The 21,451-nt window shown below is 68.7% G+C and carries 12 protein-coding genes; 7 read left to right on the top strand and 5 right to left on the bottom strand.

The genetic code is table 11. The features are described from left to right. Positions 1 to 15: 15 nt before the first annotated feature. Both AADR41_RS00060 and AADR41_RS00055 read right to left on the bottom strand, forming a co-directional pair. Positions 16 to 225, bottom strand: a complete 210-nt coding sequence (locus AADR41_RS00060; RefSeq protein WP_342279261.1) for a DUF397 domain-containing protein — start codon at positions 223 to 225, stop codon at positions 16 to 18. After that, a complete protein-coding gene (locus AADR41_RS00055; RefSeq protein WP_342279260.1) occupies positions 207 to 1,049 on the bottom strand; it encodes a helix-turn-helix domain-containing protein in 843 nt (280 codons plus the stop codon). The genes AADR41_RS00060 and AADR41_RS00055 overlap by 19 nt, the downstream gene beginning before the upstream one ends. Positions 1,050 to 1,249: 200 nt before the next feature. Here AADR41_RS00055 and AADR41_RS00050 point away from each other — a divergent pair, with 200 nt between their 5' ends. The 7 genes from AADR41_RS00050 to AADR41_RS00020 all read left to right on the top strand — a co-directional run bounded on the left by AADR41_RS00050 (position 1,250) and on the right by AADR41_RS00020 (position 16,040). Further along, positions 1,250 to 1,510 carry a hypothetical protein gene (locus tag AADR41_RS00050; RefSeq protein ID WP_342279259.1) on the top strand — a complete coding sequence of 87 codons (261 nt, stop codon included), beginning with the start codon at positions 1,250 to 1,252 and terminating at the stop codon, positions 1,508 to 1,510. Positions 1,511 to 1,901: 391 nt separating this feature from the next. Further along, entirely contained in the window at positions 1,902 to 3,800 is a 1,899-nt protein-coding gene (locus AADR41_RS00045) for a DUF2075 domain-containing protein (RefSeq protein ID WP_342279257.1), read from the top strand. A 94-nt stretch (positions 3,801 to 3,894) separates the two neighbouring features. After that, positions 3,895 to 7,815 (top strand): BREX-2 system ATPase PglY, encoded by a 3,921-nt coding sequence (gene pglY / locus AADR41_RS00040; protein WP_342279256.1) that lies wholly within the window; start codon positions 3,895 to 3,897, stop codon positions 7,813 to 7,815. Beyond that, positions 7,812 to 10,709, top strand: a complete 2,898-nt coding sequence (pglZ, locus tag AADR41_RS00035; protein ID WP_342279255.1) for a BREX-2 system phosphatase PglZ — start codon at positions 7,812 to 7,814, stop codon at positions 10,707 to 10,709. The genes pglY and pglZ overlap by 4 nt, the downstream gene beginning before the upstream one ends. A gap of 42 nt (positions 10,710 to 10,751) precedes the next feature. After that, positions 10,752 to 12,500, top strand: coding sequence for an AIPR family protein (locus tag AADR41_RS00030; RefSeq protein WP_342279254.1), 1,749 nt, complete (start codon positions 10,752 to 10,754; stop codon positions 12,498 to 12,500). A gap of 46 nt (positions 12,501 to 12,546) precedes the next feature. Next, a complete protein-coding gene (brxD, locus tag AADR41_RS00025) occupies positions 12,547 to 13,872 on the top strand; it encodes a BREX system ATP-binding protein BrxD (RefSeq protein ID WP_342279253.1) in 1,326 nt (441 codons plus the stop codon). Further along, a complete protein-coding gene (locus tag AADR41_RS00020) occupies positions 13,872 to 16,040 on the top strand; it encodes a DEAD/DEAH box helicase (protein WP_342279252.1) in 2,169 nt (722 codons plus the stop codon). Before brxD ends, AADR41_RS00020 begins: the two co-directional genes overlap by 1 nt. Positions 16,041 to 16,738: 698 nt before the next feature. Here AADR41_RS00020 and AADR41_RS00015 read toward each other — a convergent pair. The 3 genes from AADR41_RS00015 to AADR41_RS00005 form a co-directional block, all read right to left on the bottom strand. Beyond that, positions 16,739 to 18,067 (bottom strand): class I SAM-dependent RNA methyltransferase, encoded by a 1,329-nt coding sequence (locus tag AADR41_RS00015; RefSeq protein ID WP_342279251.1) that lies wholly within the window; start codon positions 18,065 to 18,067, stop codon positions 16,739 to 16,741. 144 nt (positions 18,068 to 18,211) lie between these two features. Beyond that, on the bottom strand, positions 18,212 to 20,260 hold the full coding sequence (locus tag AADR41_RS00010; protein ID WP_342279250.1) for an APC family permease: 2,049 nt from the start codon (positions 20,258 to 20,260) through the stop codon (positions 18,212 to 18,214). 134 nt (positions 20,261 to 20,394) lie between these two features. Then, positions 20,395 to 21,420 carry a 1-aminocyclopropane-1-carboxylate deaminase gene (locus AADR41_RS00005; protein ID WP_342279368.1) on the bottom strand — a complete coding sequence of 342 codons (1,026 nt, stop codon included), beginning with the start codon at positions 21,418 to 21,420 and terminating at the stop codon, positions 20,395 to 20,397. Between the last annotated feature and the right edge of the window lie 31 nt (positions 21,421 to 21,451).

Here is a 21,451-nt window from a genome sequence, read left to right as displayed (position 1 = left end):
GCCGTTGCTGTGTGCTCAGCCGTTCAGCTGCCCGCCCTTGACCGCCGTAACGAAGGAGGACCAGCCGCAGGCTGGGAACACGAGAACCGGGCCTCGCGGGGTCTTGCTGTCACGCACCGGGACGACGGAGGGGATGTCATCGGACACCTCGACGCACGCGCCGCCGTCCGGGTTGCTGTAACTGCTCTTGCGCCAGGTCACGTCGCTCAAGTCGATGGGTCGCACGGCACTTCCTCCAACATGCGCAGGATGAACTTCCGCGACTCGGCGGGGGACAGAGCCATGTCGCGCACCACATCGTAGGCACGCTGCATGCGCTCGATCCTCATGCTTTCTTCGATGAGCTCGCCGCTATGGGCATTTTCCGTATACGCCACCGGCCGACCGTTCGCGAGGCGCAGGAACCACGCCTCTGTACCGACCAGTCCGTGCACTCCCGCACTGTGCAGCAGAACTTGCACAGTGACGTTCTGCCGCTCGGACACCTCCAGCAGGTACTCCAGCTGCGAGCGCCACTCTGGCTCGTCCTGCACCGGCGTCCGTAAAACTGCCTCTGCCAGAATCGTCCGGAACGGTGGCGCGTCCTCCCCCTCCAGCAACAACTTCCGACCCATCCGAGCCTCGACCTGCTGCTCCAGCTCCTTCCCCTTGTAACCTCCGGCTCGCAGCACCTCCCGCGCATACCCCGCCGTCTGCAACAACCCCGGCAACACACTCACCGCGAAGTGCCACAGACTCACCGCCTCCGCCTCCAGCGTCATGTACCGCCGGTACCGCTCCTTGAACTGCGACTTGTCCCCCGCCGCCAGCTCCCACAGCGCCAGCAACAACCCTGGCGTCCCGTAATGCGTGTCGAGTGCCTGGACGACCTCCGGGCTGCCGAGCGTCTCGCCCTTCTCCATCTTCCCGAACAGGGACCAATCCCAGCCAAGCCGTTCACCAAGCTGCCGCAGGCTCGTCCCGCTGCCCGTCCGCAGTATCCGCAGCTCCTCCGCGAATCGTTGGCGTGGCTCCTGACTGCGACCACTGATCACTCGTCGCTGCGGCATGGCGCTCCCCTCCGAGGCGTTCGCGCGGGCTGGGTGTGGAAGGTGTGGAACCACCACCGCGCTGCGGGGAGCCCATCCCCATTCCACGGCGTAGGCACCGACATCCGGACGCATCCTCGTAACACCCGGACTACGCAGAGTAATTCACCGCATGTCACCGGGTCAGGGAAACAACGGAAGCCCACGAGGAGACAGCGCCCATGACGAAGCAGCAGCGACCGGCCGACAGCCCGAGCACTGACACCGCCACCCCCAAGGTCAAGGAGGCACTGGATGCCCGGGACGCACTCGCCGCCGCCCTCACCCAGGCGGGCGTCCAGCTCCCCGCCATGGACATCCGTACCCCCTGGGGCGACGACCGCGAGGGCGAGGCCCGGTACGCGCTCGTCCACCTCGGGGTCTGCTCCGCGCCCGTGGCCCATGCGCTCGCCACTGTGATCATGAACGGGATCGCCCGGTGAAGGACGAGGCGATCCCCGCCATCGGGGAGGCCGTCCGTGACACCTCCCGTGACCGTGTGGGACGTGTCACGGACCACCCCGGGCCTTACTGCCGGCTCCGGCCACTCGGCGGCGGGCGGGAATGGGACGCGGACCCGAGTCACCTGCGGCCCATGAGCCAGGACGAGTTGCTGAGCGCACTCCTCGCCGAGGTCAACGCACGGAGCCGACAGGGCCGCTGAGCCACCGCACAGAGCGTGCGGAGTCCGGACTACCCCTCCACGTGATCTACACACTGACCTAGGATGACGAGGATCATCGCGGCCCGCCGGGCTTCCGCTCCGCTTCAGCGGACATGCAGAGGACATGCCCCCACCCGCACGAGCTACTTCGTGCTGCCTGGGGGCATTTCTTGCTGTTCCGTGAGTCCGCGGCGTCCGTGGCCGCCCGCATCCTCGAAGGGTCGCTGGCGCTGCATCTGATCGAGAACTTCGTCCACCAGCACGGCCGCCGACCCGGAGCCTCCGAAGTGCGGTCCTGGGAGCGCAGCATCCCCGCCCTCACCAACGCGCTGGTCGAAGCGGGCCTCGGCGACGTCGAGGTGATGCTGGAGTACTCCCTGCCCCTGACGAGCAAGCGTGCGGACGCGATACTCGCCGGAGTGCATCCGACGACCGGTGAACCGTCCTACGTGGTCGTGGAACTCAAGCAGTGGAGCGCGGCCTATCCGGAGGAGGACGAGCCGCTGCTGTGCCGGATCGACGCGTACACGCAGCCTGTGCTCAACCCCATCGAGCAGGTCCGAGGCTACTGCGAGTACCTGCTGTCGTTCAACGGGGCTTTGGAGCGGATGCCGAAGTCACTGGCCGGAGTGGCGTTCCTGCACAACGCGACCGAGTTCGGTGTCGCCGGCCTGCGAGAAGTCACGGAGGACCAGCAGGGCCGGATGTACACCGGTGAGCAGCGCGGCGCCTTCCTCGACTTCCTGCGCTCTCGGCTCGCCCCGAAGCCCGGCGCGGAGGCGGCCGACGCGCTGCTCCAGGGCAAGGTGCGGCCGTCGAAGCAGCTGATGGCCGTCGCGGCGGCCGAGATCCGCGACCGGGAGCAGTTCGTGCTCGTCGCGGAGCAGCGGCTCGCGTACGAGCTGGTGCTGTCCGCCGTGCGCAAGGCCAAGCGCGGCAACCACAAGCAGGTGATCGTGGTGACCGGGGGGCCCGGCTCCGGGAAGAGCGTGATCGCTCTGTCGCTGCTGGGCGAGCTGTACCGGCGCGGGGAGACCGCCCTGCACGCGACCGGTTCGCAGTCGTTCACCAAGACGATGCGCAAGGTCGCGGGGGCCCGGAAACCCGAGGTGAAGAAGCTGTTCATGTACTTCAACAGCTTCATGGAGGCCGAGCCTAACGACCTCGACGTACTGATCTGCGACGAGGCGCACCGGCTCCGCAAGACCTCCGCCAACCGCTACACCAAGGCAGCACTGCGCACCGACCGCCCGCAAGTGGCGGAGCTGATCGACGCGGCCAGGGTGCCGGTGTTCCTGCTCGACCAGCACCAGGTGGTGCGGCCCGGCGAGATGGGGACCAAGGAGGAGATCGAGCGGGCCGCCGCCGAGCAGGGGGTGGACTGCGCGGTGGTGGAGCTGGGCGGTCAGTTCCGCTGCGGCGGCAGCGACGCATACGTGAAGTGGGTATCCGACCTCCTCGGCCTGGAAGGCGGCGACCCGGCCATCTGGGAGCCGGACGGCAAGGTGCAACTGCTGACTGCCGAAAGCCCCCAGGAGCTTGAGGACTTCCTCCTCGCACGCCGGAAGGTGGACCGCTACAGCGCGCGCATGTCGGCCGGCTACTGCTGGAAGTGGACGACGAAGGTCACTCCGGACATGCCGTCACTGCCCGCCGATGTCGTCATCGGCGACTGGGCGCGGCCGTGGAACCTCTACGGTGACCGGTCGGTGCTCGGCGCTCCGCCGGCTCCCCTGTGGGCCACCGATCCGGCCGGATTCGGCCAGGTCGGTTGCGTCTACACAGCGCAGGGCTTCGAGTACGACTGGTCGGGCGTGATCATCGGCCCCGACCTGGTCTGGCGCACGGACCACTGGGTGGTGGACCGGACCGCTTCGAAGGACCCGTCGTTCACCAAGGCGACCCCGGACGCGCACGTCGACAGGCTCATCCGCAACACCTACAAGGTGCTGCTCACTCGGGGCATGGTCGGCACGGTCATCTACTCGACCGATCCCGAGACGCGGGACAAACTGCGCTCGCTCGTTCACCCGGCCTCGGGCGTCGAGGCGGTAGCCGCCCTGGTGTGACGTCCGGTGACCGAAAAGGTTCATCCGATGTCAGACCTACGCCATACGATCGGTTGAACCAAAACACCAGTCCCGCCGGAGAGTGAGATCGTCAATGGCCCAGCAGCCGCCCCTGCTCCGCGATGTCATCGACATCAAGGAGTCCATCTCCACTTCGGACTTCGTGCTCCAGCTCTCGGAGGCGACGACTCCCGAGGGCGCCGAGCGCGCGCTCCGCGACTACGTGGTGACCGAGCGGCTGCTGGAGAACTTCGACGAGGCGCTCGGCCTGATCCGGTCCGCGCTCGACGGACGGACGTCCAAGGCGGCGTACCTGCACGGCTCGTTCGGTTCAGGTAAGTCGCACTTCATGGCGGTGCTGCATGCCCTGCTCAGCGGCAGCCCGGCGGCCCGGGCCCGCGAGGACCTCGACCCCGTACTGACGAAGCACGAGTGGCTCGGCACGGACGGGAAGAAGTTCCTGCTCGTGCCGTACCACATGCTCGGGGCGAAGGTGCTGGAGCAGCGGGTGCTCGGCGGGTACGTGACCCACGTCAAGAAGCTGCACCCGGAGGCGCCGACGCCGCAGGTGTACCGGACGGACGCCCTCTTCGACGACATCCGGGCGATGCGGGCCAGCATGGGCGACGGGCCCGTCATCACGGGCCTGACCTCGGTGGACGAGTCCGAGGCGGTGGCAGCCGGGGACGATGGCGACGAGTGGGGCGAGTCCCTCACCTGGACATGGACGCCGGACCTGCTCGACACCGCGCTCGCCGCCGAGGAGGTGCACGAGGCGGGCCAGGCACTCAACCTCGTCCGCCCGTCCACGCCGTCCGAGCTGCGGGCGCGGCTGGTGCGCGACGCGAGTACGAATCTGCTGCCCGGTTTCGCGAAGAACGCCGCCGAGAACGAGCACGGGTTCATCTCGCTCGACGCCGGTCTGTCCGTGATCGCCGAGCACGCCAAGGGGCTCGGCTACGACGGGCTGGTCCTCTTCCTTGATGAGCTGATCCTGTGGCTGGCCACGCTGATCCACGAGGAGAAGTTCGTGGCCCGCGAGGCCAGCAAGATCACGAACTTCGTGGAGGGCGGCGACGCCCGGCGCGCCATCCCCGTGGTCTCCTTCATCGCCCGCCAGCGCGATCTGCGCGAGCTGGTCGGCGAGGAGGTGTCCGGGGCGGCGGAGTCCTCCATCCAGGACACGCTCAATCTGGCCTCGGGCCGGTTCGACAAGATCACGCTCGAGGACCGGAACCTTCCCCTGATCGCGCATGCCCGTCTGCTCCAGCCCAAGGACGGCGAGGCAGCTGCTCTGGTCAGGGCGGAGTTCGACAAGACCCGTAAGGTCCGCCAGGAGGTGTGGGACACCCTCCTCGGCTCCGACCGCGGCGCCGACGGCATCGGGGCCGACGAGGAGAGCTTCCGGCTGACGTACCCGTTCTCCCCGGCGTTCATGGACACCCTCGTCCATGTGTCCTCGGCACTCCAGCGCAACCGGACCGGAATGAAGCTGATGGGTCAGCTTCTCGCCAATCACCGAGCCGAGCTGCGCCTGGGCGACCTGATCCCGGTCGGCGACCTGTACCCGTTGATCACGGCCGGCGGCGACAAGCCCTTCACCAACAGCCTGAAGGTGGTCTTCGAGGCCGCGGACAAGCTCTACCGGACCAAGCTGCGCCCGTACCTCCTCCTCACGCACAACGTGTCGGAGGAGGACATCGAGCAGTACACCAACCGTCCCGACAGTCTCACCGACCAGGAACTGCGCGGCCGGGTCAAGCTGTTTGTCGGCGACAACCGGATCGTGGGCACGCTGCTGCTGTCCGCGCTCGCGCCCAGCGTCCCGGCTCTCTCCGACCTGACCATCCGACGGCTGTCCGCCCTCAACTACGGCTCGGTGGTCGCTCCGATCCCCGGCCGCGAGTACGGCATCCTGAAGAACAAGGTGGCCGAGTGGGCGGGCCGCTTCCCCGAGATCAAGGAGACCGGCACCGACAGCAATCCGGGTGTCCGTCTCGAACTCTCCGGGGTCGACGTGGACTCGGTCATCGCCAACGCCAACGTCAACGACAACCCGGGCAGCCGCAGCGCCCTCGCCAAGCGGCTTCTCGCCGATGAGCTCGGCATCACGCAGGGCCAGTTGATCGACGAGCTGAACTTCGTCTGGCGGGGCACGGACCGCAGTGTCGAGGTGATCTTCGGCAACGTCGCGGACGAGGACGAGCTGGCGGATCACGACCTGATGCCGCAGCTGGACGGTCGCTGGCGGATCGCGATCGACCTGCCTTTCGACGAGAGCGAGTACGGGCCGGTCGAGGACGCCAACCGGATGCGGCGGCTCCGTGAAAAGCAGGGCGAGCCGTCGCGTACCGTCGCCTGGCTCCCCACCCACCTCTCCAGCCAGCGGTATGCCGACTTCCGTCGGCTGGTCGTGATCGACAAGGCGCTCGCGGACGAGCAGCGGTTCAACGGTCAGTACGCGGTCCATCTGAACCCCGACAACCGGGCAAGCGCCAAGGGGCTGCTCGAAACCCAGCGGGAGTCCCTGCTCAAGAACGTCAAGGCCGCCTTCAAGCAGGCCTACGGGCTCGCGGACAAGAAGGCGACCGACGTGGAGCTGGGGTTCGGCGACCACCTGGAGTCACTGCGTGCGGTCGACGGGCTGACGCTCTCCTTCGGCCAGTCGCTGCGCGACGGGATCCGGCACATCGCGGGCAAGCTGCTCGCGAGCCAGTACCCGGATCACCCGGACCTCGACCCCGACGGCAACGGCACCGTCGTCAAGCCGACCGACGCCAAGAAGGTGTTCGGACACGTCCAGGCAGCCTCCGAGGCCCGTGACGGGCGGGCCGAGGTCCCGGCCGCCGACCGGAACCTGATGCGGCGGGTGGCCGGCCAGCTGCGGCTCGGCCAGCAGAAGGAAGCGTATTTCGAGGTGTCACGCTACTGGGCGGACCACTTCCAGAAGCTCGCTCGCGAGCAGGGGGTGACCGGGGACCTCAGTCTGATCACACTCACCGACTGGACGGACCGGCCGAATCCGCGCGGACTGCCGGCCTTCCTCTCCCGGCTCGTGGTGGCCTCGTTCGCCGAGATGGACGACCGGGTGTGGGTGCGGGCGGGCATTCCTCTCGACCCGGCGCCTGGACTCCACGAAATCAAGGACCAGGATGCGCTGCGCAGCCAGCCGCTGCCGTCGGAGGAGGTCTGGGAGGCTGCCCGCCAGCGTTTCACGACGCTATTCGGTGTACCCGCGCCGACGCTGCGACGCGGCCGCATGGTGAACCAGCTCGCCCGGCAGATCGCCAAGGAGGCGGGGGCCTACCGGGAAGAGGCTCGCCAGCTCGTGACCGAGCTGGAGCGGCATGCCGCCTTCCTTCAGCTGGACGAGACCGCGGAGGCCGGCCGGCTCGCCATCGCGCGCCGGGCCGTCGATCTGCTGGACGCCCTCACGCGCTCGGCCGGCCAGGGTGCCGCCGGTGCGAAGAAGACGGTGGAGGCGCTGGCCGCCTTCGACTTCGGCGGGGTCAGCGCGGACCGCTTCGGAACCTCGGTCAAGCAGGCCGGGGCGGTGGCCCGGGCGCTGGACTCGGCATCGTGGACCACCCTCGACCTGGCCACCGCCGAGGGCCCCGAGGGCGCGGCACTGCTCGAGTCCCTGCGCAATGCCGCCCGCAGCGACCAGCGGACCAACGACCTCAAGGACGCTTTGGCCCGCACTCAGCGCGAGGTCCTCGCGCTGGTCAAGCGGAACCGGGCGACGGTCACCCCGCCGCCCCCGCCTGTTCTTCCTGTCCCCGGTCCGGGTGACGTGCCTCTGGATACGCCCTCCCGCCATCCGCGTGTGCCGGAGGAGGGGTCCTCTACCAGCCCCGCCGAAGGGTCCACCGGTACCGGCCGGGTGCGGCGTTCGGGCGGCAGCCGTACACCTGCGGTGCAAGCGGTGGCCGAACTCCAATTGCAACTGGCAGAGTTGGCGGCACAGGAGCCCGGTGCCACCATCGAGATCACCTGGCGGGTAGTCGAGGCATGAGCGCGGTGACGACCAGCACGGTCGCGGTGCGGTTGAACCTCGCGACGATCACCCAGTACCTGTCCGCCCAGTCGTCCCTCACCGATGCTCTCGTGGGCCGGGGCAAGCGCAGAGCCGTACTGTTGCGTTCCGCACCGCAGTGGGACGGCCCCGCCGAACCGGTCTGGGGCGACGGGCAGTCCGCCCGCGTCGTAGCAGCGCTGTCCCCACTCGCCGTGCACGAGCTGCTGCTCGACCATCTCGCGGACCGGGTCACAGGCCCTGCCGTGCTCGTGATCCTCACCGATCGCGAGCAGAACGAACTGGACCCGGCGATCCTGGCCCGTTCCCACAAGCAGCGCATCGACGCGGTGGACAGCTGGGACGTGGTCCGGGACGCATTCGGCGCTCATCAGGTCGACCCCCGGCTCAAAGAGGACAACTGGGCTGCTGAGGCGCTCCTCGACGCCGCTCCGCCCAAGCGCTGGCCTCGTCTGGCGGGCGGCATGCTCTCGCGGCGCACGGCGCTGTCCGCCCTGTCGCTGCGTCGGCTTCGGCTCGGCCCGTACGAGGACGAGTCGGCGGCACAGGATCACACCGCGGCGGCCGGCAGCCTGGACACGCATACGCTGCTCGGCTGGTCGCTGACTCCCGGCCGCCCCGAGAGGTTTCTTGAGCTACGGGGACCCGAGCGCTCTGGGCTCACGGAGTTCCTCAGTGAGGAGGATCAGGCCGGGCTCGCCGGGCGGGCACTCCTCGCCCTCGTCGAGGCGGAACACGGGGCCGACGCGGTCGCGTTCGGCTTGGTGTGCGCGGCCCTGTGGTGTCATGCCTCGGCGGATGCGTCCACGTACACGGCACGCGGTCGGGCGGAGCGCTGGTTCGGGGAGCGGCGACCGGCTGAAGGCGAACAATTCGACACCCTCGCAGCCGCATTCGGGCGGGCGTCGGAGGATTACATCGTCGGGCTCCTGGCCCGGACCGCCAGGGGCGGTGGCGACGGAGCGGACGAAGCCCGCGAGGCCCGGAGGATCACCGACACCGTCCTGGAGCGCGCCTCGGCACTGATCCGTCAGTTCGGCGCGGAAGCCGCGGCCCAGGAGAGCCCGGTACTGCCGGCCGGCCTGGATGCCAGGTTCACCACCGTGGGACGGGCGCTCTCGGCCGGCCGGGCGGACCCGCTCGCTGCTGCGGTCCGCGCTCTGGGCGAGCACCGGCGTGGGAACGGGCCGGACGTACGAGCGCGCGTCGAGCGCACACACATGGCCCAGCGGCTGGCCCAGTGGCTGGCCAACGAACCAGCCGTCGACGCTCCCTCGGTCTACGCCGCCATACAGCGCCATCTCGCCGAGACCGGGTGGGTGGACCGCGCCCTTGAACACATCGAGGCCGGCGGGGACCCCGATGCCGTGTTGAAGGCCGCGTACGACGTGCTCGTCGCTCGTGTACGCGCACGGCGGCACGAGATCGACCGCGACTTCGCCCGCGCTCTCGCGACCTGGACGGCCGCGGGTACCGAGCCCGGTGCGATGCTCACGGTGGAGACCTTCCTGGAGCGCACCGTGAAGCCGGTCGTCCAGAGCGCCGCCGACCGGAGGATTCTCCTCCTCGTACTGGACGGCATGAGTGCGGCCATCGCCACCGAGCTGGGCGAGGAACTACGAGCTTCCTGGGCCGAGTTCGATCCCTTGGACGAAGGTGTCCCACGTCGCCGCGCCATGGCCGCGGCCCTGCCGACGCTGACCGCGGTCTCCCGTACGTCACTTTTCACGGGAAGACTGATGCAGGGGTCACAGAAGGACGAGGCCCAGCTGTTCCCCGGCCTGGCCCTCTGGCGCGGTGCGCCCGCCGCCGTGTTCCACAAGGACGACCTGCGGGCGGCAAGCGCGGGGGCGACGTTCGGGCCCGCGCTCACCGAAGCGCTCATGGACGGCCGGACGCACGTGGCAGTCGTCCTCAACGCCATCGACGACCGGCTCGCCAAGGAGCAGAAGCTCGGCGACGGAGCCTGGCAGGCCGAGCACATTCCCGCTCTCCTGGATCTGCTGCGCGTCGCCGCCGGGCAGGGCATGGGTGTACTGGTCACCAGTGACCACGGGCATGTGGTGGACCGGCACGGCATGAAGGTCGATACCGAGTCGCCGCAGTCGGCCCGCCACCGGGCCGAAGGCGGCAGGACGGCGGCGGCCGAGGTCGAGTTGCGCGGGCACCGGGTGGTCGCGCCGAAGCCCGGCGGATCGATCGTCGCGCTGTGGGATGCCGATTCCAGGTACACGGCCCGGAAGGCCGGCTATCACGGCGGGGCATCCCTTGCGGAGTTCACCATTCCGGTCCTGGCCTTTCTGCCGTTCGGAGCCACGCCTCCCCCGACCTGGCGGGAGCTGGGTGATCAGCGTCCGACCTGGTGGCTCCTCGAAGAGCAGGTAACGCGTCCGGTCATGGCGGCCACTCCCGAAACGGCTCCCGCAGAGAAGCGGCACACCCGCCAGAAGCCGAAGAAGGAACAGGCTCACCTGGCCAGGACGCACGACTCGTTGTTCGATGTCGCCCTGGTGCCCGCGGGTGAGGGTGAGGAAGCACTCGTGAAGAAGGCACTGGTGGATCCCGACGACGCTCTCATCGAGGCCCTCTTCGCATCGGAGGCGTTCCGGGGACAGATCGGCCTGCTGGCGCGGAAGCCGCCGATGGACAAGGTGGACCGCGCGATCCGGGCCCTGGTCGATGCGGGAGGCACCCTTCCGGTCACGGCGCTGGCCCAGCGCGTCGAGTACCCGGCCACCCGGGCGGACGGCTTCGCCGCCATCCTGCGGCAGTTGCTCAACTACGACGGCGTGCAGGTCCTGGAGACGCTTCCGGACGGTCGGACGATCCGTCTCGATCTCTCCTTGCTGCGCGACCAGTTCGATCTCAGCTGACAGAGCGGTGAGAGCCGCACCTCATGAACGGACCGGGGGGCCATGAGCGCCAACGATCGTGTACTGATCAACGCGATGATCGAGGAGCAGCGGAACGCGCGCACCGTTCCGCTGTCCTTCGACGCCACCTTCGAAAGGTTCGCGGCCGAGCATGCCCTGCACGGCTACGGCCTCTCCGAGGAGGAGATCGAGGCCGGTGTGATCGGTGGCTCGGACGACGGCGGCATCGATGGGGTGTACGTCTTCCTCGGTGGCAGGCTGCTCCACGAGGACAGCGAGATCTTCTCCCCCCAGTTCGCCGCCACGGGGGTGGAGGCGGGATCTCACCTGACGCTGTGGCTCGTCCAGGCGAAGACCAGCACCGGCTTCTCCGAGGTCGCACTGGACAAGGTAGCTTCCACCTGCTCGAACCTCCTGGACATGGAGGTCGACGAGTCCGTGGTCGGGCTGCTGTACTCCGACGACCTGCTTGCCCGCTTCGGAATGTTCCGCAGGGCCCTGACCAAGCTCCTCACCCGCCACCCCACGGTACTGATCAAGTTCTCGTACGTGACGCGCGGCGAGGCGGGCGAAGTGCACCCGAAGGTGCAGGCGAAGGGCAAGATCCTGGAAGCACAGTTCTCCAACGCCTTCGCGATTTCCACGGGCGAGGTGGAGTTTCTCGGGCCTGCGGAGCTGTGGAAGCGTGCCAGCACCCTGCCCTCGTACACCCTGGAACTCCCGTACCGGGAGAGCATCACGCACGGCACCAGCCACATCGCGCTGGTCGCCCTGGGCGAGTACATCGACTTCCTCAGCGAGGAGTCCGGGGCGATACAGACCCATATCTTCGACTGGAACGTCCGTGACTATCAGGGGAACGTCGAGGTCAACCGGGAGATCACCGCGTCCCTCCAGAATCCTGACGCGCCGGAGTTCTGGTGGCTCAACAACGGCATCACGATCGTGTGCTCTCAGGCGACCTCGATCGGCAAGCGGATGAGCCTGTCCGACGTACAGATCGTGAACGGGCTCCAGACCTCGTACACGCTGCATGAGACGCTCAGCGGCCTGTACGTGACCGATCCGGGTGCGGCGGTGTTCGAGAGGCTGGTGCAGGTGCGCATCCTCGTCACTGCCGACCAGGCAGCGCGGGATGCCGTGATCCGGGCGACCAACCGGCAGACGAGCGTGCCCGTGGCATCCCTGCGGGCGACGGACGACATCCAACGGCAGATCGAGTCGTATTTCCTGGAGCACGACTGGTTCTACGACCGGCGCAAGAACTTCTACCGCAACCAGGGCAAGTCGGCGGACCGGATCATCAGCATCCCCCTGCTCGCCCAGTCCGTCATGGCGATGGGCCTCGGCCGGCCCGACTACGCCCGCGCCCGTCCGTCGAGCCTGCTGAAGTCGGACACCGACTACCGGCGCGTCTTCTCCGACAACACCGAACTGCCGGTCTACCTGTGGCTGGCAAAGGCACAGCGGCAGATCGACGCCTTCTTTCAGGTGGCACCCGAACTCGTCTCCCGCTCGGAGCACACGAACCTTCGCTTCCATCTCGCCATGCTCGGCGCCGTCGATCTCGTGGGCAGGGCGTTCGGGAAGCCGGGGGAGTTGAACAACGCCGCCCGGGAGGACATCTTCCCCACCACCGTCCGCCTGGTGTCCCTCTGGAAGTCGCTGAAGGAGCAGTTCGACGACTTCCAGAACGAACGGCAATGGAGTCCCGACAAGACCGCCAAGAGCGGCGACTTCGTCGCCCACCTGACGACCGCCCTCGGATACGGGCCACTACCCCGCAGATGACGCGAGAGCCGGTCGAGAGTCACCGGGCCGATGGGACAATGGCCCGGTGACCGACCCTCGCTCCTCAGCCGTCTCCGCCGTCCGGCGGCGTACCGCGATCGACGCCCTGCGGCGCGGCGCCGTTCCGGAGAGCGGCCTGGACCTGCTCGCCACGGGCCTCGACCGATTCGAGTCCGCGCTCGACGCCGAGCTCGACGCGGTCGCCTCGGGCGCCTCGGTGTTCAAAGCCGTCCGGGGCGAGTACGGATCCGGCAAGACGTTCTTCACCCGCTGGCTCGGCGAACGCGCCAAGCAGCACAACTTCGCCGTGGCCGAGATCCAGGTCTCCGAGACAGAGACGCCGCTGCACAAGCTGGAAACCGTCTATCGGCGCCTCACCGAACGGTTGTCCACCTCCAGCTTCCCTCCGAGCGCGCTCCGCCCGGTGGTGGACGCCTGGTTCTACGCACTGGAGGAGGACGCACTCGCCGCCGGGGCCGACGAGGACGACCTGAGCAGCGAGGTGGAGCAACTCCTGGCCGCCCGACTGACCGAGGTGTCGCGACACGCCCCTTCCTTCGCCAGCGCACTCCGCGGCTACCGGTCCGCACTCGTGGAAGGCGACGAACCGACGGCTGCGGCCATCCTCGCCTGGCTCGGCGGCCAGCCTCATGTGGCCGCGGCAGCCCGCCGGTCCGCGGGAGTACGCGGCGACCTGGATCACTTCGGGGCCCTGGGTTTCCTGCAGGGGCTGCTGACCGTTCTGCGGGACTCCGGACACCGAGGGCTGTTCGTCGTACTCGACGAGGTGGAGACGCTGCAGCGCGTACGGTCGGACGCCCGCGACAAAGCTCTGAACGCCCTGCGGCAGCTCATCGACGAGGTTCACTCGGGCCGCTTCCCCGGCCTTTACCTGGTCATCACCGGAACCCCCGCGTTCTACGACGGCCAGCAGGGTGTCCAGCGGCTCGCACCGCTCGCCCAGCGCCTCGCCACCGACTTCACCACCGACCCTCGCTTCGACAACCCCCGCGCCGTCCAGCTGCGCCTGTCGGGATTCACCCAGGATTCCCTGACAGGTCTCGGAATCACGATCCGAGACCTGTACGCAACCGGTGCCGCTGCTCCCGACCGGATCAAGGCCCTGGCCAACGACGCGTACGTCGCCGATCTCGCACAGGCGGTGGGCGGGGCGCTCGGCGGCAAGGTCGGTGTGGCGCCCCGGCTCTTCCTGAAGAAGCTCGTCGGAGACGTCCTCGACCGCATCGACCAGTTCAAGGACTTCGACCCCCGGCAGCACTACCGACTGACGGTGGCCGGCAGTGAACTCACCGCCGTGGAACGCAACCTGGCGGCCGCGTCGTCCGCCGACGGCATCGATCTGGAGCTGTGATGGCGCAGGGAGCGGACCCCGTCGACCGGCTCGATCCCGTCGTCCTGCATCACGTGGTGAACACCCTCGGCTGGCCCGATCTGCGCCCGCTCCAACGCGCTGCGATCGACCCGGTGATGGACGGCGAGGACACCGTCGTCCTCGCTCCCACTGCCGGTGGCAAGACCGAGGCCGCGTGCCTGCCGATCCTGTCGGCCATGACCACCCAAGGCTGGACGGGCACCTCGGTTCTCTACCTCTGCCCGCTCAAGGCCCTTCTCAACAACCTGGTAACGCGGATCGACGGGTACGCGCAGTGGCTCGGGCGCACCGCCGCCCTCTGGCACGGCGACACCAAGGAGTCCCAGCGCAGACGCATCCGCACCGAGAGGCCCGACATCCTGCTGACCACGCCGGAGTCTCTGGAGGCCATGCTCATCGGCGTGAAGACCGATCACGCCCACCTGCTGGGAGGGGTTCGGGCCGTCGTCGTGGACGAGGTGCACGCCTTCGCCGGCGACGACCGCGGCTGGCATCTCCTGGCCGTGCTGGAGCGCCTGGAGCGCGTCACCGGGCGGCCCATCCAGCGCATCGGATTGTCCGCGACCGTCGGCAATCCTCACCAACTGCTCACTTGGCTCCAGGGATCGGGCGCGGGACAGCGTCCTGGCCGGGTGGTGGCTCCGGATCTCCCCAAGGCGCCCGCCACCACCTCTGGCCGGCCCGTCGGCATGCCGGCCGCGGAGCCCCCACCGGGAGACGTGGAGCTCGACTACGTGGGCTCCCTCGACAACGCCGCCAAGGTGATCGCGGCCCTGCACAGGGGCGAGAAACGGCTCGTGTTCTGCGACTCCAGGCGTCAGGTGGAGGAGCTGGGAGCGGCGCTGCGGGCGCGGGAGGTCACGGTGTTCCTGTCGCACGCCTCGCTCTCGGCCGACGAGCGAGCCAGGTCGGAGCAGGCGTTCGCCGAGGCACGGGACTGCGTCATCGTGTCCACGTCCACCTTGGAACTGGGCATCGACGTCGGCGACTTGGACAGGGTCATCCAGATCGACTCCCCGAGCACCGTCGCCTCGTTCCTCCAGCGCATCGGCCGCACCGGACGCAGAGCTGGTACCCAGCGCAATTGTCTCTTCCTGGCCACACGCAAGGACACGCTCCTGCAAGCCGCGGGGCTACTCCTGCTCTGGGGGCGCGGATGGGTCGAACCCGTTGTGGCACCACCCGAGCCTCGCCACCTCGTGGCTCAGCAGCTGCTGGCCGCCACACTTCAGGAACACAAACTGGGTGACCAGCTCTGGCCCGAGCAGTGGAACGGCCTCGCTCCCTTCGACCGCTCGGCCGCTCCAATCCTGCGCCATCTGACGGACGAGGGCTTCCTCGACACCGACGGCGGAATGCTGTTCATCGGGCCTGAGGCCGAACGCCGTTTCGGTCGACGGCACTTCATCGAGCTGACCGCGTCGTTCACCGCACCACCGCAGTTCACCGTCCTGTCCGGGCGCACCGAGATCGGCCAGATGGATCCCTCAGTACTCACCGAGGAACGGCCGGGCCCACGGAGGCTGCTGCTGGCCGGTCGCAGCTGGCAGGTGACCTTCATCGACTGGGGACGCAAGCGGGCTTTCGTCGAACCGGTCGACGGCGGAGGGATCGCCAAATGGTCGAGCGGGACATTCATGGGGCTCTCCCATGCACTGACCCGTGCCATGCGAGCAGTACTTCTCGGATCCGACCCGGTCGTCTCGCTCACCCGGCGGGCCGACGTCTGCCTTCAGGAGTGGCGTGAAACCGAGGGGCCACACATCGTTCATCCCGCTGGGACACTTGTGGCCCGGAAGGGCAACGACGTTCGTTGGTGGACGTGGGCCGGATACCGCGCCAACGCGACGCTGGGCGCAACCTTGTCATCGATCGCCGATCCGGTTCAGCGCCCGACGGACTGCTATTTGCGGCTGCGGGAGGATCTGTCACACGTCATGTGGCGCTCCGCGATCGAGGCCGCCGCGGCAGCTCCGGCGATGGTCCTTCCGGACGTCGACCCGCGCGCAGTCCACGGGCTGAAGTTCTCGGCAGCGCTCCCCCTGCGGCTGGCCACCGCCACAGTGGCCGCGAGACTCGCCGACTTCGACGGCGCACGTGCCGTTCTGGCGGAGCCGAAACGCTTGTACGTCACATCGGCCGGATAGCCGTCGCCTCTGGTCCAGGGCCACGGTCGGGCTGCTCGGGCACGCCGCTCGCACCAATATCCAGCGGTGTTACGGACAACGGACGGAGTGGGGCTCACGGTGCGGTCTAGCCTGGCAGACCCGTGTGCCGCATGCACAGCGCCAAAGGCGGATTTGCGAGCGTCGTCGCCAGGCCCCCGAGTCCGTACCGCCGGATGGCAGCTCGCCACTCACATGCGCACAGATCCCCGCTCGACGCACTGAAGACCGCCTTGCGCCGGCGGGGAATCAAGCAGAGCTCGGGACTGATTCATCACAGCACTGCGGCCCGCAATACGTTTCCATCCCCTGCGAGGATCGGCTGCTGGACACTGGCGCGACCGCAAGGCCGAGCCGGGCAAGACGCTGACCAGGTCGAACGCCTCGCCGTCCAGTGGACCTCCACTCGAAGAGTTCGAGGCCCGGCACCACCGGTCCCAAGCGACCACGAGCACTACCGGACACGCATGACGCCCCGTCAGAATTAGCGTCAGATGAGCGTCGAAATGATCTCTCACTGCCCCGCGAAGATCGGGGCAGTGAATCCCTCATCCAACACACCATCCACAGAACCGCAGGTCAGAAGCATTCGGCAGTCCGATGGCATTCCCCACATCATGCCCACCCGAAAACAGGTCGGCATAATCCGTCAAACACCGGCCACACCAGAAAACCGCAGGTCAGGATCCCTTCGCGGCCGGTTCGAGAATCGCCACGCACTCCACATGATGCGTCATCGGAAACAGATCGAACGCCCGCAGCGTCCGCACCCGGTACCCGCCCTCCGCGAAGTACGCCAGGTCGCGCGCCAGCGCCGCCGGGTCGCAGGCGACGTAGGCGATGCGGCGGGCGCTCAGGCCCGTGAGGTGTTTGACGACCTGCTTGCCGGCGCCTGCGCGGGGCGGGTCGAGGACGATCAGGTCGCACTCGGTGATGCCGGTGCGCGGGAGGATCTGGTCGACCTTGCCGTGTTCGATGCGGACTCGGTCCAGGTCCTTCAGGTTGTGGCGGGCGTCCTCGACCGCGCGCTTGCCGGACTCGATGCCGAGGACGGCGCCCTTTTCGCCGATGCGCTGGCCGATGGCGCCGGCGAACAGGCCGACGCCGCAGTAGAGGTCGAGGGCCATGTCGTTCTTGCGGGGCAGCAGGCCCTGCATGACGGCGCGGACCAGGGTGTTGGCGGCCTGCGGGTGGACCTGCCAGAAGCCGCCGGAGCCGACGCGGTAGGTGCGGTCGTCGGCGCGCTCGCGGACGAAGGCGCGGCCGTGGACGCGGTGGACGCCGCCGTCGCGCTCGTCGACGCGCATCACCGAGACGGGCTTGTCGAGCTCGACCAGGGGCAGCCGGCCGCCGGGCCTCGGGGTGAGGATGACCTGGCGGTCGTGGGAGCCCGTGGCGGCGATGGCCTCCACCGAGGCCATGCCGGGCCAGTCGCGCTTCTCGATGCCGAGCTCCGTGACACCGGGGGCGGCGATCAGGCAGCGTTCGACGGGCTCCACGTCGTGCGAGCGGTGCTTGCGCAGGCCGACCTTGCCGTCCTCGTCGATGGCGTACTGGACGCGGGTGCGCCAGGCGGGAACCTCGCCCGGCGGGAGCTTGTCGCCCTCGGCCGGCATGACCGTGCCGTCCCAGCCCGCCTCCTCGGGGGTGAGGCCCGCGAGGCGCTGGAGCTGTTCGGCGATCACTTCGCCCTTGAGGCGGCGCTGGGCGCCGGGCTTGGCGTGCTGCCAGTCGCAGCCGCCGCACTTGCCGGGGCCCGCGTACGGGCAGGGCGCCTCGACGCGGTCCTTGGACGCCTCGATGATCCGTACCGCGTCGGCGCGCAGGAAGCGGGAGTCGCTCTCGCCGTCGGTGACCCTGGCGACGACCTTCTCGCCGGGGAGCGTGTGCCGTACGAAGAGGACCCGGCCCTCCGAGGTACGGGCGATGCAGTGGCCGCCGTGTGCGACGGGGCCGACCTCGACCTCGTACTCCTCCCCGACCAGCGACGACGTGGGTTCGTTCTGCATGAGGGGGTGGCTCCAGGGATCAAGGGGAACAAGGGAAAGGGGTCAAGGGGGAACGGCCGGACAACGACCACGGCCGGACAACAACCTACGATTCTACGTGGGTGTCGTCCGGCCGTTTACCACCGGCGCAAGCGGGTCCTGCGGTCAGCTCTTGCCGCTGGGTTCCTTGGGCCTGCGCTCCACCGGTCCTCGGCGCACCGAACCCGGGGCGTTCCATTCGGCGCGCTTCCTGGCGCGCTTCTTGGCCGCCTCGGAGGACTCCAGCTGGTACGGCACGGAGGTCACCATGACGCCCGGGGTGAACAGCAGCCGCCCCTTGAGGCGCAGGGCGCTCTGGTTGTGCAGGAGGTGCTCGTACCAGTGGCCGACCACGTACTCCGGGATGTACACGCTCACCACGTCGCGCGGGCTCTCCCGGCGCAGGCTCTTCACGTAGTCGATGACCGGGCGGGTCACCTCGCGGTACGGGGAGTCGAGGATCTTCAGCGGGATGTCGATGCCGCGCCGCTCCCAGTCGTCCTTGAGCGCCTTGGTCTCCGCCGCGTCGACGCTGATGGAGAGCGCCTCCAGCCGGTCGGAGCGGATCAGTTTGGCGTAGGCGAGGGCGCGCAGGGTGGGCCGGTGGAGTTTGGAGACCAGGACGATCGAGTGGACCCGGGAGGGCCGGATCGTCTCGTCGGACGGGGTCTCGTCGGCGGCGATCTCCTCGGCGACCCGGTCGTAGTGCCTGCGGATCGCGGTCATCGTCCCGTAGAAGATCACCATGCCGAGGAGCGCGACCCAGGCGCCGTGGGTGAACTTGGTCGCGAGGACGACGACGAGCACCAGGCCGGTGAAGAAGGCGCCGAAGGTGTTGATCGCGCGGGAGCGCACCATGTGGCGGCGCTTGGCGGGGTCCTTCTCCGTCCGCAGGTGGCGGTTCCAGTGCCGGACCATGCCGGTCTGGCTGAGCGTGAAGGAGACGAACACGCCGACGATGTAGAGCTGGATGAGGCGGGTCGAGTCCGCCCCGTAGATCCAGACGAGCAGGATCGCCGCGCCGGCCAGCAGCACGATGCCGTTGGAGAAGGCGAGCCGGTCGCCGCGGGTGTGGAGCTGGCGGGGCAGGTAGCGGTCCTGCGCGAGGATCGAGCCGAGCAGCGGGAAGCCGTTGTACGCGGTGTTGGCGGCCAGGAAGAGCACGAGCGCGGTGGCCGCCGCGAGGATGACGAAGAAGAACGTGCCGTCGCCGAAGACCGCCGCCGCGACCTGTGAGATCACGGGGTCCTGGACGAAGGACGAGCCGACCGGGACGCCGTGGTTGATCAGGTCCTTGGCCGGGTTCTCGGCCATCTTCACGTCGGTGGCCATGGCCAGGCCGATGATGCCGCAGAACATGGTGACGGCGAGCAGGCCCATCATCGCGAGCGTCGTCGCGGCGTTCTTGCTCTTCGGCTTGCGGAAGGCGGGCACACCGTTGCTGATCGCCTCGACGCCGGTGAGGGCGGCACAGCCGGAGGAGAAGGCCCGCAGCAGCAGGAAGACCAGCGCGAAGCCGCTCAGCCCCGCGTGCTCGGCCTTGATCGTGTAGTCCGAGGTCGGGGCGTGCATGGTGTCGCCGAGGACCAGCCCCCGGAACGCACCCCAGATGATCATGATGAAGACGCCGGCCACGAAGAGGTACGTGGGGATGGCGAAGAGCTTGCCGGACTCCTTGACGCCGCGCAGGTTCATCAGCGTCAGCAGCACGATGGCGGCGATCGCGCACACCGTCTTGTGCTCGACGACGAACGGGATCGCGGACCCCAGGTTCTCCACCCCGGAGGAGATCGACACGGCGACGGTCAGCACGTAGTCGACCAGCAGTGCGCTCGCCACGGTCAGCCCGGCCTTGGGGCCGAGGTTGGTGGTGGCGACCTCGTAGTCACCACCACCGCTCGGGTAGGCGTGCACGTTCTGCCGGTAGGAGGCGACGACCGTGAACATCAGGACCACGACGGCAAGCGCGATCCAGGGGCTGAAGTGGTACGCCGACACGCCCGCGACGGAGAGCACCAGGAGGACTTCTCCGGGCGCGTAGGCCACCGAGGACAGCGGGTCGGATGCGAAGACAGGAAGTGCGATGCGCTTGGGGAGGAGCGTTTCTCCCAGCTTGTCGCTGCGCAGCGCCCGTCCGATCAGGATCCGTTTGGGCACGTCGGTCAGTTTGGACACGCTGAGGATCGTAAGCGCTCCATATGGAAGCCGCAGACGCACCACCCCCGTGGCCCCGCAATCTCCTGCGCTCGGCCGAAAGGGCCACGAAATCCTTAACGGAATCCTTGCGCCCCGGTACGGAATCCGCGTGCTCAGGCGTCCGCGAAAAGGGCGCTGTAGCCGTTCAGCGCGGGCTGGCCGCCGAGATGCGCGTAGAGGACGGTGGAATCGCGGGCGATCTCGCCGCGTGCCACGAGGTCGATCGTTCCCGCCATCGACTTCCCCTCGTACACGGGGTCGGTGACCATGCCCTCGGTTCGGGCGGCGAGCCGCATGGCGTCCAGGGTCGTGTCGTCGGGGATGCCGTAGGTGCCCGCGTGATAGCGCTCGTCGAGCTCGATGTCGTCCACGGTGAGTTCTCGGCGCACACCGATGAGCCGTGCGGTGCCGGCCGCGATCCGGGCGATCTGCTCGCGGGTCCGGGTGGGCTCCGCGGAGGCGTCGATGCCCAGTACGCGTCGCGGGCGGGCGCCCGCCTCCTCCAGCGCGGCGAAGCCCGCGACCATCCCGGCCTGGGTGGAGCCGGTCACCGAGCAGACCACCACGGTGTCGAAGAACACGCCGAGTGCGCGTTCCTGCTCGGCGACCTCGTACGCCCAGTTCGCGAAGCCGAGACCGCCCAGCGGGTGGTCGGACGCGCCCGCCGGGATGGCGTACGGCCTGCCGCCGCCCTCCTCCACCTCGCGCAGTGCCTGCTCCCAGCTCTCCTTGACCCCGATGCCGAACCCGGCGCGCACCAGCCGTACGTCGGCGCCGGCCAGCCGGCTGATCAGGATGTTGCCGACCTTGTCGTAGACGGCGTCGGGCCACTCGACCCAGCTCTCCTGGATGAGTACGCACTTGAGGCCGGCGCGGGCGGCGACCGCCGCGACCTGGCGGGTGTGATTGGACTGGACGCCGCCGATGGACACGAGGGTGTCGCAGCCCTTCGCGAGGGCGTCGGCGACAAGGTATTCGAGCTTGCGGGTCTTGTTGCCGCCGTAGGCGATGCCGGAGTTGCAGTCCTCCCGCTTGGCCCACACCGCGGCGCCGCCGAGGTGCTCGGTGAGCCGGTCGAGCCGGTGCACGGGCGAGGGGCCGAAGAGGAGGGGGTAGCGCTCGTACGAGGAGATGGACACGGGGGCTCCCTTGGTCGCGGGTGGGGTGGAG

Source organism: Streptomyces sp. CLV115, from assembly GCF_038448545.1.
Classification (GTDB): domain Bacteria; phylum Actinomycetota; class Actinomycetes; order Streptomycetales; family Streptomycetaceae; genus Streptomyces; species Streptomyces sanglieri.
The sequence above is the reverse complement of the archived record's forward strand: the minus strand, read 5'-3'. Positions and strand labels throughout refer to the sequence as shown.